At 64.7% G+C, this 15447-nt stretch carries 6 protein-coding genes and 2 CRISPR repeat arrays; of the genes, 3 read left to right on the forward strand and 3 right to left on the reverse strand.

From position 1 onward, the window contains the following. Positions 1 to 10: 10 nt before the first annotated feature. Together csy2 and csy1 are read right to left on the reverse strand one after the other, a co-directional pair. Positions 11 to 1009, reverse strand: a complete 999-nt coding sequence (csy2, locus tag ACODRW_RS01750) for a type I-F CRISPR-associated protein Csy2 (RefSeq protein ID WP_488905055.1) — start codon at positions 1007 to 1009, stop codon at positions 11 to 13. Then, positions 1006 to 2349 (reverse strand): type I-F CRISPR-associated protein Csy1, encoded by a 1344-nt coding sequence (gene csy1 / locus ACODRW_RS01755; RefSeq protein WP_488905056.1) that lies wholly within the window; start codon positions 2347 to 2349, stop codon positions 1006 to 1008. The genes csy2 and csy1 overlap by 4 nt, the downstream gene beginning before the upstream one ends. Before the next feature lie 1123 nt (positions 2350 to 3472). Here csy1 and ACODRW_RS01760 point away from each other — a divergent pair. Next, positions 3473 to 7357: an amino acid adenylation domain-containing protein gene (locus ACODRW_RS01760; RefSeq protein WP_488905057.1), complete on the forward strand. Its 3885-nt coding sequence runs from the start codon at positions 3473 to 3475 to the stop codon at positions 7355 to 7357. A 257-nt stretch (positions 7358 to 7614) separates the two neighbouring features. Here ACODRW_RS01760 and ACODRW_RS01765 read toward each other — a convergent pair whose 3' ends face one another. Next, positions 7615 to 8094 (reverse strand): DUF1203 domain-containing protein, encoded by a 480-nt coding sequence (locus tag ACODRW_RS01765; RefSeq protein ID WP_253313759.1) that lies wholly within the window; start codon positions 8092 to 8094, stop codon positions 7615 to 7617. 169 nt (positions 8095 to 8263) lie between these two features. Then, positions 8264 to 8532: a CRISPR direct-repeat array (repeat unit 28 nt; unit sequence TTTCTAAGCTGCCTATCCGGCAGTGAAC). Positions 8533 to 8625: 93 nt separating this feature from the next. Next, positions 8626 to 10878: direct repeats of the CRISPR family, unit length 28 nt; unit sequence TTTCTAAGCTGCCTATCCGGCAGTGAAC. A 206-nt stretch (positions 10879 to 11084) separates the two neighbouring features. On the opposite strand from ACODRW_RS01765, the gene cas1f reads away from it, so the two are divergent. Next, on the forward strand, positions 11085 to 12059 hold the full coding sequence (gene cas1f / locus ACODRW_RS01770; protein ID WP_488905058.1) for a type I-F CRISPR-associated endonuclease Cas1f: 975 nt from the start codon (positions 11085 to 11087) through the stop codon (positions 12057 to 12059). Further along, positions 12056 to 15400: a type I-F CRISPR-associated helicase Cas3f gene (gene cas3f / locus ACODRW_RS01775; protein WP_488905059.1), complete on the forward strand. Its 3345-nt coding sequence runs from the start codon at positions 12056 to 12058 to the stop codon at positions 15398 to 15400. Before cas1f ends, cas3f begins: the two co-directional genes overlap by 4 nt. The last annotated feature ends 47 nt before the right edge of the window (positions 15401 to 15447 follow it).

A 15447-nucleotide genomic window follows, 5' to 3' on the forward strand; every position in this document is an offset into this window, starting at 1 on the left:
GGCTTCCTTTCTAGTCTTCTATTTCCAAGGTGGCGGCGTAATCATTGCGGCAGCGGTACAAACCGCTGGCGGTGTCGTCGTCGGCGTACCACAGCAACTGGCCGACATCATGCAGCCGGTGCGGGCTGACCCATTCGCCCAGCGAATACAGGCTTTCCACAAAACGGAACGGCGTATGCGCGTCGCGGGCGTTGGCGACGCTGCCGGCCGGGTAGAGCGGGGACAGCGCGCCGTAGCCCACCGGCATCGGCACGGTCCAGCCCTGGCTGTGGCCGCGTTGGCTGCGCCATTCCAGCGTGCGGCGCGGCTCGCCGCCGGTCGGGTCCGCTTGTTCCTGCCAGTGCGGCGCGTGGTTGATGCGGGACAGATCCAGCCAGGCGTCGAAGAGGTCTGTCTGCGGCTGGCTGGCGCGCAAGGCGGCCAGGTGGCTTTGCAGCAGGTCGTCGCGGGATACCAGCGCAAAGCCGGGCAGCAGGCTGCGTCGCAGCTGGCGGAATTGCTTGAGTCGTTCCGTCTCGTCCTCGCTCAAGGTCATCAACTGCGGCGCGGGACGGCGGCGGCCGGGCAGCGGCGGCATCACGCTGCCGCCGGCGATGCGCATGCCGTGCAGGGTGTCCGTTACCTGCCGCGCCAGTTCCGGCAGCTGCTCCCCGGGCGCGGCCAGCGCTTCGCCGGTGAGGCCGAACAGCAGGCTGATATCCAGGTGGATGCGGCCTTCCTCCACGATGGCGGCGGTGGCGCCGTCCTTGTCCACCGGGTTGCGGCTGAGGTGGAAGCCCTGGGTGTAAGCGCCGCTGGTCTGCGCCTGGTAATGGTGGCAGACCACGCCCACCGCCTCGAACTGCAAATCCAGGCTGCCGGCCAGCTTGCGCTCCAGCGCCTGGGCCAGGCCGGTGAAGGCGGTAATGGCCGGAAAGCCCCAGGTGAAGGGGCTGGAAATGGCGTTGGCGTTTTGCACCCGCAGCCGGGGCACGCTCAGCAAGCCGGTGATCACGGGCAGAGTGCTCATGCTTGCTCCTTGGCCATCGCCGCCAGCTGGCGGCGGGTTTGATCGTGCTGGGCCTGCCAGCCCAGGTCCCCGGCCAGCTCGCGCGCCCAGTGGCGGAATTCCGCGTCGCCCATCTCCAGCGGGCTGGCGTCGAATTGCTGGTTCAGCCAGCGGCCGAAGCGTTTGGCCACTTCCAGCGGCCAGTCCTCGCCGTGCCAGCGCGCGGCAAAGTCCGCGTCGGTATCGGCGCGCCAAGGGTCCAGCCACAACTGCTGGTATTCCGGCAGCCGGCAACGCGTGTCCGCGCTCCAGCCGGGCGGCAGACCTTCGTGCATCTCCTTGCCGAACAACAGCAGCTCCTCCAGCAGCGCATCGCTCAGCTCGTCGCGGCGGTCGCGGGTGTCCATGATCTTGCGCGGCTGGCTTTCCAGAAAGGCGCGCAGTTGGCGGACCAGCCTGCGCACATCGTTGCGGCGGCCAAAGCGCAGCAGCGCGTCTTCGCTATTGAGCGGTGGTTTCAGGCCCAGGCTTTGCCACTGCGGCGGCAGGGAAGCCAGCAGATAGTTATTGCCCTTGCGTTCGCTATTGAGCTGGGAAATATTCTGCGGCTTGGTGCCGCCCAGCTTCTGTACCGCCAGCTGCGGATAGTCGCAATAGCCGTGCGGGTGATCGCGTTGCTCGCGGCGGGCCTGGCGCGCGGTCTTGGCGGCTTCGCCGAAGCGGTGCTCCTGGATGGTTTGGTACAGCCGCTGCGCCAGCGCGCTGGGGTAGAGCGGAGCCAGCAGGTGGTAGTGCTCGTCCTTGGCCGGCTCGTAACCCACCAGCCAATACACTTGCTTGGCGCGGCTATGGCTGGCGGCCGCCGCGCCGGCGTCGGTCAGCGCGGCGAAGGCGGCGATCCAGGCCTGCGCCTGCTCAGGGTCGTCGCTGAGCGCGGCGGCCAGGTCGGCGTCCTGCGCCAAGGCCAGCGCCAGCAGGCTTTGGCCGTCGTGCTGCTGCTTCAGAAACTTGTACACATCCAGCGCGGCGGCGTTGCCTACCACGTCGTCGGCAAAATCCGCGCCCAGGCAGTGGCTGCCCACTTCGCGGCGCGGCGGCAGGGTGGAGGGCGGCGCGTACAGATTGCTGCCGCGGGCGTCCGGGTGGATGGCTTTAAGGGTGTGGGTGGCGGCTTGCAGCTGGCCGGCGCGGCGGGCGGCGTCCGCCAGCCAGGCGGCGGGCTGGTGTTGGGCCAGCAGCGCTTCGCGCTTGGCGTCGTCGTCGGGCTCGAGCTTGTTCAACTTATCGTCGCGCCGTTGCCGGATGAAGTCGGTCATCAAGGCGCGTAGTGCTGCGGCGCGGGGCGTGAGGGTAGGGGGCATGGCTGGTCCTTGGATCAAAATCAGGAACAAACAGCAGCGCGGCCCCGGCGCGATTGGGCTGCCGGGGCCTTGGCTCTGTGCTTCATTGCATGCGCATCCTCCTGTTTTGCACGGGATAGGGATGGGTGTGGGTCGGTCCTCCAACTTTGTCACGCGCTTGCGCAACACCGACATCCGCCATTTTTTTACCTAGTTAAAGTGACATTTATCGTTAATAAGCAGTGGCGACTTGTAACATCTGCGCCACTGCCGGGCACAAGGCAGCTTAGAAATAGTCCAGGCTGCCGGATAGGCAGTCCTGGGTCGATACTGCGGTTGTCGGCTCTTTTTTTGTGCTGCTGAGATAGAATTATCTTCTGGAAATTTGGCAAGCTTGTGGGAATGGCATAAACTCCCGTTCCAGTAGTAACTGGAGCGGGAGCTGTTTTTACGGTCAAGCTACATTACCTTCTTATGAAGTGATTGCTAGCCACCATGTCCTCCTTGCTCTTTTGCATCGACCCTTGCAAATAGGGTGTCTCGACTGCGATGAGACTGTTGTACTGGCGCTAGGGATGCTGCAACATTCCTAGCGCTGCTTCATTTGATAATGAGCATTCTAGAAGAACCTCTACTCGTGGGTCAAATATTTTTTTCCATAGAAGTTCTTTTGGAATTGCTATGAAAGCAGTGCATCCACTATGATCACCGTGATCTAGTCAAATGGGTGGTAAGATCGCCACTAACCTGCTGGATAAGCAGCTTAGAAAATAGATGTTCTTTTGGAAGTGGCTCCCTGCCGGATAGGCAGCTCAGACCGGCCAGCGCGTAAGCGACTGGCCTTTTTTTACGTCCATCCGCTTGGCATGCCATCTACTAGTGTGCCTGCGAGCCGGTGATATTGGTATGGACAGTGGTCGGGGTTTACTTGATGTGCATCATGCGGGGGAGGAATGGTGCTTGGCATGAGGCATGCCGCTGGGAGATAGGCGGCTTTGCAGAGCGGGGCTGAGGCTGGAGGAGGGATAGGCCTAATCAAACCAATATTGATAATCATTCCCATTTATAGTGTAAGATTGCTGCTCTCATTTGATCTGCCCACGCATCATAGCGCTGGCATGGAACCGCAACGGCACGCCTTCTTATGACTTTGACCGCTTCTCGCCTCCCCGTCAGCGCCGCGCAGCACGGCATCTGGATGGGACAGCAACTTTCCCCGGACAACCCGAGTTACCTCACCGCCGAAGCCACCGAGCTGCGCGGCGCGCTGGACCTGGACGCCTTGCGCGACAGCGCCGCCGAGGTGTTGGCTCACTGCGCGGCGCTGAACATGCGCTTCGAGTTTGACGGCAGCCAGCTGTGGCAGCAGCCGGTGGCCGCGCAGGCGGAGATACCCTGCCTGGACTTCAGCGCGGAAGCGGAACCGGAAGCGGCGGCGCGCGCCTGGGTGGCTCAGGCGCTGGCGCGGCCATGCGATCCGGCGCGTGACGCACTCTATCTGGGCGCGGTGTTGAAGCTGGGGCCGGAGCGGCACTGGTGGTATCTGCAGACCCACCATATCGCGCTGGACGGCTTCGCCTACGGCCTGCTGAGTCAGGCGCTGGCGGCGCGCTACAGCGCCCGTGTCAAGCAGCAGGCCCTGCCGCCGCTGGCGGATTGGTCGCTGGACAAGATCGTCGCCGCCGATCACGACTACCAGGCCAGCGAGGCCTGCGCGCAGGACCGCGCTTTCTGGTTGCAGCGCCAAGGCCGGCAGCCGGTGGCCAGCACGCTGGCGCCCGCCGCCTTGCTGGCGGACGGGGTCAACAAGGCCGAGCAATGGCTGAGCCCGGCGCAGATCGCCGCCTGGCAGGCTTCGGCCAAACAGCACGGCGTGGACTGGGGCGCTTGGCTGCTGGCGGCGGTGGGCGCTTGGCTGGCCAAGCACAGCGGCCGCCGCGCGCTGACCCTGGGCCTGCCGGTGATGAACCGCCTGGGCACGCCGGCGCTGGCGGTGCCGTGCATGGCGATGAATATCGCGCCGCTGAGCCTGCGGCTGGACGAAGAGCTGGGCGCGGCGGAGCTGAGCCGCCAATTGGCGGACAGCCTGCGCGCGATCCGGCCGCATCAGCGCTACCGCTACGAGCAGCTGCGCGGCGATCTGGCGCGCGTTGGCGGCCAGCAGCGCTTGTTCGGCGCAGTGGTGAACCTGATGCCTTTCGACCGCCGCGCGCCGTTCGCCGGCCTGGATAGCCGGGTGCTGCCGCTGGGCTCCGGCCCGGTGGAGGACGTGTCGATCAATTTCAGCCTGTTGAACACCGAATGGCGGCTGTGCCTGGAAGCCAACCCCAACGCCTACCCGCAGACGGAGCTGGACGGCCTGCGCGACGACTTGCTGGCCTGGCTGGACGCCTGGGCCGGCCGCGCGCCGGACGCCGCGCTGAGCGAGCTGCTGCCGGAGCTGCCGCCGCTGAGCGTGCTGGACGGCGCGGCGCTGGAGCGCGAACCGCGGGAGGTGCTGAGCCTGATCCGCGCCGCCGCCGCCGCGCGGCCGGACGCGACGGCGCTGGAACAGGACGGCGAGCGCCTGTCCTACCGCGAGCTGTTGCAGCGCGTGCTGCAACTGGCCGGCCGCTTGCAAGCCGCCGGCCTGCAGGCGGAGGAGCGGGTGGCCATCGTGCTGCCGCGCAGCCCGGAAGCCATCGTCGCCATCCTGGCCACGCTGTGGGCCGGCGGCTGCTATGTGCCGCTGGACCCGCACGGCCCGCCGACGCGGCTGGCCATGGTGCTGGACGACGCGCAGCCGCGGCTGGCCGTCACCCTGAGCGCTTGGCGTCCGCTCTTGGGCGCCGTGCCGGCGCTGTGCCTGGACCTGCCGCCGCAACAGGACGCGCTGGCGGCCGCGGACCCGGCGCCGGAAGCCGGCCAAGCCGCTTATCTGCTCTACACCTCCGGCTCCACCGGCAAGCCCAACGGCGTGCTGGTCAGCCACGGCGCGCTGGCCCAGTTCGTCAGCAGCGCCGGCCAGCTGTACCGCATCGGCGCCGACGAACGCATTCTGCAATTCGCGCCGCTGCACTTTGACGCCAGCATCGAGGAAATCTTCCTGGCGCTGTGCCATGGAGGCACCCTGGTGCTGCGCACCGACGCGATGCTGGAATCCATGCCGGCCTTCGCCGCCGCGGTGGCGCGCCAGCGCATCAGCGTGTTGGACCTGCCCACCGCCTTCTGGCACGAACTGGCCTTCGCCTTGCAGCCGGAACTGGCCGCGCAGCTGGCCAGCGTGCGGCTGACCATCATCGGCGGCGAAGCCGCGCTGCCGGAACGCGCCGGCCGCTGGCAGGCGCTGCTACCCAACAGCGTGCTGCTCAACAGCTACGGGCCCACCGAGGCCTCCATCATCGCCACCAGCGCCATCCTGTCCGGCCCCGGCGCGGTGTGGGACGGCGGCGACAGCGTGCCCATCGGCCTGCCGCGCCCCGGCGTGCGCGCCGCCATCGTCGACGAGCGCCTGCAGCCGGTGGCGCAGGGCGAGGACGGCGAACTGTGCCTGCTGGGCGAGGCACTGGCCATCGGCTACCTGGGCCGGGAAGAACTGACCGCGCGCCGCTTCGTAACGCTGGACGCGTTGCCCGGCGCGCCGCGCGCCTACCGCACCGGCGACCGTGCGCGCCTGAGCGACGGCCAACTACGCTTCCTGGGCCGGCTTGACCATGAAATGAAGATCAGCGGCCTGCGCATCGACCCGGCCGAAATCGAAAACGCGCTGCTGGCCTGCCCGGAAGTGCGCGAGGCCGCGGTGGTGGGCCTGCCGCTGGCCGGCGGCGGTTATACGCTGGCCGCCTTCCTCAGCGGCGGCGAGACCGAGCCGGCGACGATGCGCTCGCGCTTGGCCGAGGTGCTGCCGGCGGCGGCGATCCCGGATCACTGGCGCTGGCTGGACAGCCTGCCGCGCAACGTCAACGGCAAGATAGACCGCAAGCAGCTGGCCGCCGGCATGGAGGCGCAAGCGCCGGCCGCGGCGGAAGACGCCAGCCCGCTGGAACGCCAGGTGATGGAGGTGTGGCAGCAAGTGTTGGGCGTCACCCCGCCCAGCCGCCACGCCAACTTCTTCGAACTGGGCGGCAAATCGCTGCAAGCCATCCAAGTGGCCAACCGGCTGGCGCAGCGCCTGAACCGCGAAGTGGCGGTGTCCGCGCTGTTCAGCCACAGCACGGTGGCGGCGCTGGCGCAGGCGCTGAGCGCGCCCGCCGCGCACCGGCCGCCGTCGGCCAGCGAAGGTCAGGAATTCGCGCCGCTGCTGACCATCCAGCCCGGCGCGCTGCCGGCGCTGTTCTGCCTGCACCCGGCGGAAGGCCTGTCCTGGTGCTATCTGGGCCTGGCCAAGCACCTGCCCGGCGTGGCCATCTACGGCTTGCAGGCCACCGGCATCACCGGCGACAAGCCGGCCAGCTTCGACGCCATGGTGGCGGACTACGTGGTCCGCGTGCGCGAGGTCCAGCCGCAAGGGCCGTACCGGCTGCTGGGCTGGTCCCTGGGCGGCGGGTTGGCGCAGGCGATGGCGGCGCAGCTGCGCGCCGCCGGCGAAACCGTGGAACTGGCGGCGCTGATGGACAGCTATCCGACCGCCAGCTGGCAGGGCCGGCCGCAACCGACATTGCACGACGCGCTGGTGACGGTGCTCAGCGTCAACGGCGAAGTGGACGCCGACGAGAACGGCCAGCCGCTGGACAATGAGGCGATCTACCAGCGCCTGCTGCGCCCCGGCAGCCCGCTGGCGCCGCTGGGCCGCGCCGCGCTGGAACGGCTGGGCGCGGCCTCGCTGCACGGCATGCAATTGTTCCGCGACAGCCAAACCCCGCCTTACGACGGCGACGTGCTGCTGTTCCGCGCCGGCATCCACCCGGAAGACGCGTCCAAGCCGGATGATTGGCGGCCCTTCCTCGGCGGCACGCTGGAGTGCGTGGAGCTGGACTGCGACCACTTCGGCATGAGCGATCCGGAGCCGATGCGAAGGATCGGCGAGGAATTGGCGCGACGCTTGACTTGAGCCGCGCCGGTTTGATGAAAAACGCCGTTCACCTTGGGTGAGCGGCGTTTTTGCTTTTTGAGCGCGGCTTGCTCCGTAAGAGTCTGTTTACGATCTCGCGAGCAAGAGCGAGACAAGGCGTTGCGGCTGAGAAAGCGGAGTGTACATCCGGTACATGAGCATTTCGAAGGGCTGCTTACCGTGTACGCGCAGCAGATCGTAAACAGGTTCTAAGGGCTGATTTTCAGGTGGCCGATCACGCATCGCATGGGCTCCATTTATTCGTACCGGTTCAGTCGCAGCGCATAGCATCCATGGGCGGGGAAACGCAGCATCGCGAAAGCGATCTCGGGCCGTGCCTCCCAGCGAGTCAGTGTCGCCTCCACCTCATGCGTTGGCAGCAGTGCGGCTTCTTGCATGGTCTGTTCTTTGTCGTAAGCGCGCAGCGCCACGCTGTCGCCGAGGTAGGCATTCACGCCGACGCGGTGCAGTAGCGCTGACAGCTCGGGCAGAGGCTCCGGTTGTGATTCAGCCGCCAGGAAAACCGGGCCATACTCGCGGTATGGACCGACTTGGTGGAATGGGCTGTAGCTCGCCAGAATCAGCTCCTCACCCGGAATGGCGCGGCGCAGCGCATCGCGGAACGGTTCGCCGCCGGCGGCAGCCATCCGCCGCACGGGCTGGCCGAGCGCATCAATCCCTTTGTGTCGTGCCCGTTCGACGAAAACCGGATCCAAGGTTTCCAGTTGCCAAGCCATGCCGCGCTCCTTCGTATCATTGAAATGTCCGAAGTCTATGGCGGCGTACCCCTGCGGGCGACCCGATTCTTGCTGTGCTCGTTTTCAGGCAATCGCTGTGTATGGCAAGTGGAATTGCCCCGTCTCCGTTTTCGAACTCACCGCCGCGCGGTGCATTTCCTCGGTGACTTTTCTAAGCTGCCTATCCGGCAGTGAACAAACCAACGGCACCAACACCCGTTCGCAAGCCTTTCTAAGCTGCCTATCCGGCAGTGAACCTGGTGGCCGGCCGACTCGGCAACGCCGAACTTTTCTAAGCTGCCTATCCGGCAGTGAACGAGGAGGAATCCAAAGGCGCCGCTTCATCGCATTTCTAAGCTGCCTATCCGGCAGTGAACGTACAGGATGAAGCCCGCATGGCTGCCGTTCTTTTCTAAGCTGCCTATCCGGCAGTGAACCAAAACCTGCCCCGGTTTCACCGTCGCCGAATTTTCTAAGCTGCCTATTCCGGCAGTAAACGTCGAGCTCCCAGCCGGTCACGACCTGCCCGAATTTCTAAGCTGCCTATCCGGCAGTGAACATTGAGTCTGCAGATAGGTAAGGGTGCTCGGTTTTCTAAGCTGCCTATCCGGCAGTGAACTGCGGCTGTTGTTCACGCCCTGACGTCCGCGATTTCTAAGCTGCCTATCCGGCAGTGAACTCCGACTGCACGTCCTGTACCGGATGCGTGTATTTCTAAGCTGCCTATCCGGCAGTGAACCTGCAGTGCCTGGGCGAGCTGACGCTGTCCGTGTTTCTAAGCTGCCTATCCGGCAGTGAACTGGCGGACATCACCATCCGGGTCCTAATCAATTTTCTAAGCTGCCTATCCGGCAGTGAACTTTCGAGCGTGAATTCTGGCAGAGCTTCTCCATTTCTAAGCTGCCTATCCGGCAGTGAACTTTCAGCAGCGTTTCGAGGCCGCGATCTGGAATTTCTAAGCTGCCTATCCGGCAGTGAACCTGGATTTCCGCCAGCGACTGCGCCGAGATGCTTTCTAAGCTGCCTATCCGGCAGTGAACAGAAATCCACGCCCGCCTGCATGTAGCCGTGATTTTCTAAGCTGCCTATCCGGCAGTGAACTGTCTCTATGATTGATATATCAACAACGCAACTTTCTAAGCTGCCTATCCGGCAGTGAACCATTCCGGGCAGCCAGGAGAAGCGGCTCATACTTTCTAAGCTGCCTATCCGGCAGTGAACCTGGCGCGCCGCCGGCTTACTTTGGCACCCCATTTCTAAGCTGCCTATCCGGCAGTGAACGTTGTCGCGCAGGTGCTCAACATCGACCCCATTTTCTAAGCTGCCTATCCGGCAGTGAACTATCGGCCATCGCTGGCGGTGCCATTATTGCCTTTCTAAGCTGCCTATCCGGCAGTGAACCGCCTCCCAGTTTGTCCTCGCTTTGGTGATCTTTTCTAAGCTGCCTATCCGGCAGTGAACCGACGTGGGTGCCGGCGCTGCGGTCCCGGTGTTTTCTAAGCTGCCTATCCGGCAGTGAACTGGCTGAACCGTTGCGACATGGACCAGCGCATTTTCTAAGCTGCCTATCCGGCAGTGAACACGTCAGCCATGCCACGCTGGCCGCCGGCCGGATTTCTAAGCTGCCTATCCGGCAGTGAACCCGGCGCCGATCTGGGCGCAGGTGCGGCACCATTTCTAAGCTGCCTATCCGGCAGTGAACCAATCATCTTTGGAGGCTAGCATGGCGTTTCTTTTTCTAAGCTGCCTATCCGGCAGTGAACAGAGAGTATCGGCGAGCCCATCGACTCGCACATTTCTAAGCTGCCTATCCGGCAGTGAACCGCTGGCAACAATGGTGCCATCGGTTTCTACATTTCTAAGCTGCCTATCCGGCAGTGAACTCAAAAAAGCCTAGCCCTTTTTAACCGGAGAGTTTCTAAGCTGCCTATCCGGCAGTGAACACCATGAGAACAAATACCCTCTTCCCACATATTTTCTAAGCTGCCTATCCGGCAGTGAACAAGAAAAATCGATTGTTATTGCTTATTCTGTGCTTTCTAAGCTGCCTATCCGGCAGTGAACGGCAGCAGTTACCTCGCTGCGGCCCACGAACATTTCTAAGCTGCCTATCCGGCAGTGAACATATCCCCGGCGATCTTCCAATGCGGGTGCGATTTCTAAGCTGCCTATCCGGCAGTGAACGAACAGGCAGCGGTGAAGCTGTCCGAAGAACTTTTCTAAGCTGCCTATCCGGCAGTGAACTTCTGTCATGAACACAGGGTTCTGGCCTTGCATTTCTAAGCTGCCTATCCGGCAGTGAACGTTAAGCATGAGTCCGAATTTAGCTTGTCGGTTTTCTAAGCTGCCTATCCGGCAGTGAACTACTCATTCGGCCATGTCAAAATTCAGCCCATTTTCTAAGCTGCCTATCCGGCAGTGAACGAGTAAATGGCTTCCCTTGCTTCCTTTTTGATTTTCTAAGCTGCCTATCCGGCAGTGAACCGTTGCGCTTGAGCGTCTTGCTTCGGATCGTGTTTCTAAGCTGCCTATCCGGCAGTGAACCGATATATGAGGCTGAGAATCCGCGTATTGCTTTTCTAAGCTGCCTATCCGGCAGTGAACGAGCTGCTGGCCGACTACCCGGAGATCAGCCTTTTCTAAGCTGCCTATCCGGCAGTGAACTCAAAGTCAGCATGATTAAGTCGTCTTAAATTTTTCTAAGCTGCCTATCCGGCAGTGAACGCCAAGTTGGTCAAGTACACGCTGATCAGCGTTTTCTAAGCTGCCTATCCGGCAGTGAACTAGAGTCTACACCGCCCACAGTCCTTATGGCGTGGGCATTTGCAGCGATTCTTCCGGCTTTGACCCAAATTTTCAGCTTATCGCTAAGTCATTGTTTTTAAATGTCGGCCCCTGGGGGCAGAAAAAAAGGGTAGTCCGCGCTGGCTGTCCCTGCGCTCATGCCCATGGCAAGATGCGCTGTCGCGTTCCATCCCGAAGGATTCGCCGTGTCCGATTTTTCCCCGTCCGATCTCAAGACTATTCTGCATTCCAAGCGCGCCAATCTTTACTACCTGCAGCACTGCCGGGTACTGGTCAACGGCGGGCGGGTGGAGTACGTCACCGACGCGGGCAAGGCTTCACTGTATTGGAATATCCCCATCGCCAATACCAGCTGTATCCTGCTGGGAACCGGCACTTCGGTGACGCAGGCGGCGATGCGGGAGCTGGCCAAGGCCGGGGTGATGGTGGGGTTTTGCGGCGGGGGCGGCACGCCCTTGTTTAGCGCCAATGAGCTGGAGCAGGAGGCGGCGTGGTTTGCGCCGCAAAGCGAGTACCGGCCCACCGAGTATCTGCAGCACTGGGTGCGTTTCTGGTTTGACGACGCGCAGCGGCTGGCTGCGGCCAAGGATGTGCAGCTGGCGCGGCTGGGCTGCTTGCAGCGGCATTGGCTGGGCAGCCGCGCCTTGCGCGAAGCCGGTTTCGTGGTGGAGGAGGCCGGTCTGGAGGCGGCCTTGCAGGCTTCGCGCCAGGCGATCGCCCAGGCGCCGGACCACGCGCATTTGCTGACCGAGGAGGCGCGGCTGACCAAGCTGTTGTTCCGTTTGGCGGCGCAGGCCACCGGTTATGGCGATTTCAGCCGCGCCAAGCGCGGCGCCGGCACGGACCCGGCCAACGCCTTTCTGGATCACGGCAATTACCTGGCTTACGGCCTGGGCGCCACCGCGGCCTGGGTGTTGGGTTTGCCGCACGGCCTGGCGGTGTTGCACGGCAAGACCCGGCGCGGCGGGCTGGTGTTCGACGCGGCGGACCTGGTCAAGGACGCGCTGATTCTGCCGCAGGCCTTTGTTTCCGCGATGCGCGGCGACGATGAGCAGACTTTCCGCCAGGCCTGCATCGAGGCGCTGACCCGCGGCGAGGCGCTGGACTTCATCATCGACACCTTGAAGGACATTGCCGAGCGGCGGGGGCGGGCGGCATGAATATCCTGCTGATTTCACAATGCGACAAGATGGCGCTGACGCGCAGCCGGCAGATTCTGGACCAGTTCGCCGAGCGTCGCGGCGATCGCGTCTGGCAAACGCCGATCACCCAGGCCGGGCTGGACACGCTGCGGCGCTTGCTGCGCCAGAGCGCGCGGAAGAACACCGCGGTGGCCTGCCACTGGATACGCGGCCAGGACCATAGCGAGCTGCTGTGGATCGTCGGCGACGCCAGCCGCTTCAACGCCGACGGCGCCACACCCACGCACAGCACCCGCCGCAATGTGCTGCGCAGCGCGGACGAGAACGATTGGCACAGCGGCGAGGACATCCAGCTGCTGGCCGGCCTGGCGGCCTTGCTGCACGACCTGGGCAAGGCCAGCCAGGCGTTTCAGCAACGGCTGCGCGGCGAGCGGAGCGAGCGCAATCTCTACCGCCACGAGTGGGTGTCGTTGCGCTTGTTTCAGGCCTTTGTCGGCAATGACGACGACGCCGGCTGGCTGGCGCGCTTGCGACAGCCGACGGAGCAGGACCATGCCAGCTGGCTGGCGCGTTTGCAGGCGGACGGCATGGGGGAGGCGTGCGAACCGCCGTTTTCCCGTCTGCCTCCGCTGGCCGCCGCGGTGGGCTGGCTGGTGCTGACGCATCACCGGCTGCCGCTGATGCCGGAGTTCGAGCAGGAGCGGCAATGCCGCTTGGGCGGCAAGCTGCAGGGTTTTCAAAGCCGCATGCTGTTGAATATTCCGGCTCATATCGACGCGCGCTGGAACGAATGGCGGGAGACGGAGGCCGAGCCGGCGCAGCTGGCGCCGTATTGGCGTTTCCCGCAGGGCCTGCCGGTGAACACGCCGGCCTGGAGCCGCCGCGCCGCGCGGCTGGCGGACAAGCTGGCCGCGCGCCTGACCGTGCGCGGCGAGACGCGCTGGCTGGACAATCTTTACGCGATGCACGTGGCGCGGCTGAGCCTGATGCTGGCGGATCACCATTTTTCCAGCCTGGATTACGGCCAGCTGCGGCACAAGCGCGGCCAGGCCGGCTATCCGCTGTGGGCGAATACCCATGGCCGGTCCGGCGATTTCAATCAGCCGCTGGACGAGCATTTGCTGGGCGTGGCGGAGCAGAGCGCCCTGGTATGCCGCGCCTTGCCCGGTTTTGAGCGCGAGCTGCCGCGGCTATCGCGGCGCAAGCGTTTGCAGCAACGCAACGCCGATGCGCGCTTCCGTTGGCAGGACCGCGCCGCGGACCTGGCCGCGGGAATGCGCGCGCGGGCGGCGGAGCAGGGCGCTTTCATCGTCAACATGGCGTCCACCGGCTGCGGCAAGACGCTGGGCAATGCGCGGATCATGTACGCCTTGGCGGACCCGACGCTGGGCCTGCGTTGCGCGTTTGCGCTGGGCTTGCGCGCGCTGACGCTGCAAACCGGCCAAGCCTTCCGCCAGCGGCTGCGCCTGAACGAGGACGATCTGGCCATCTGCGTGGGCGGCAGCGCCAACACCCAGTTGTTCAAACACTATCAACGGCAGGCGGAGGCCAGCGGCTCGGCCTCGCGCCAAGCCTTGTGGGACGAGGGCGGCGAGGTGCGTTACGAGGCCGGCGGCGAGCACCCGCTGTTGTCGCGTGCGCTGCGCGATCCGCAAACGGCCAAGCTGCTGCAGGCGCCGCTGCTGGTGTGCACCATAGACCATCTGACGCCGGCTACGGAAAGCCAGCGCGGCGGGCGGCAGATCGCGCCCATGTTGCGGCTGATGAGCGGAGATCTGGTGCTGGACGAGCCGGATGATTTCGACCTGGCGGACTTGCCGGCGCTGACCCGGCTGGCGCATTGGGCCGGCTTGCTGGGCAGCCGGCTACTGCTGTCGTCCGCCACCTTGCCGCCGGCGCTGATCGAAGGCTTGTTCGAGGCCTATCTGGCTGGCCGCCGTCAGTTCCAGGCCAATCGCGGCCAGCCGGGGCGGCCGCTGGCGGTATGCTGTGCCTGGGTGGATGAACAGGACCGGGCCCAGGAAGACTGCGCCGATGTCGACGCTTTCCGTCGGCGGCAACGTCAGTTTGCCGGCCGGCGCGCCGATTGGCTGGCCACGCAGCCGGCGCGGCGCAATGCCGAGCTGCTGCCGTTGAGCTTTGGTCCGGGGCAGGCGCCGGCCTTGCGTCGGGAGTTCGCCGCCCAGTTGCAGCCGGCCATCGAGCGCTTGCACCGGCTCAATCAGCAGCGGGACCCGATCAGCGGCCAGGCGGTCAGCTTCGGCCTGGTGCGCATGGCCAATATCCAGCCCTTGTTCGAGGTGGCGCTGGCCTTGTACGCGCTGCCGTGGCCGGCACACTGGCAACTGCATTTATGCGTCTATCACTCGCAATACCCCTTGCTGTTGCGTTCCGCCATCGAGCGCCAGCTGGACCAGGCGCTGAACCGCGAACAAGCGGAAGCGGTGTTCACGCTGCCGGCCATCCGTCGCGAGCTGGACGCTGAGCCGGAGCGCGAGCATGTGTTCATCGTGCTGGGCTCGCCGGTAACCGAGGTAGGTCGGGATCACGATTACGACTGGGCGATCGTCGAGCCCTCGTCGATGCGTTCGCTGATCCAGCTGGCCGGCCGGCTGCGCCGCCACCGTCCGGACCCTTGGGACAAGGTGAATGTGCTGATTTGTGAGCGCAATCTGCGCAGCGTGGAACAGCCCAGCCAGCCGGCCTTCCGCAGGCCGGGCTTCGAGAACGAGGCGTTTGCCTTGGACAGCCATCTATTGAGCGAACTGCTGGAGGAGGACGAGTACCGGCATCTGGACGCGCGGCCGCGCATCGTGCAGCCGGAGCCCTTGCGGCCGAAGCGGCGCTTGTCGCACCTGGAGCATGCGCGGCTGGCGCAGATGATGTCGCCGGCCGGCCAGGCCAAGGCTGCCAGCAGCAGGCCGGGGCGGGAGGGTCAGGCCATCGCGCCCTTGGGCGCGTATAGCTGTTGGCAGCAGCCGCAGGCGCTGCTCAGCGGAGTGTTGGCGCAGCAGCAGCCTTTCCGCGCCAGTGGCGAGCCGGAGGTGGATTTGCTGTTATTGCCCACCGAGGACGGGGGCAATTATGTGCTGCACCGGGTGGTGGCCCAGCCGTGGCCGAAGCCGCCGGACTTTATTCCGGCTGAGAAACAGAAGAACCAGCGGGTGCCAGACGCGGCGTTGACGCAGCCGAATATCCGAGCCTGGGGCCACAGCGAGTATCCGGCGGCCTTGGCCGAACTAGCGGCGGAGCTGGGCATGGAGCTGGACGCCTGTGCGCGGCGCTTTGGCGGGCTGAGCTTGCCGCGGTCGGACAATGGCTGGCGCTTCCATCCGGCGCTGGGGTTTTGCAAGGCTTGAGGCGCGCCAGCAATGAAAACGGCCGAGGCGGCGAGCGTATCGCCGGG

The sequence above is a fragment of the Chromobacterium sp. FG89 genome, assembly GCF_057808735.1.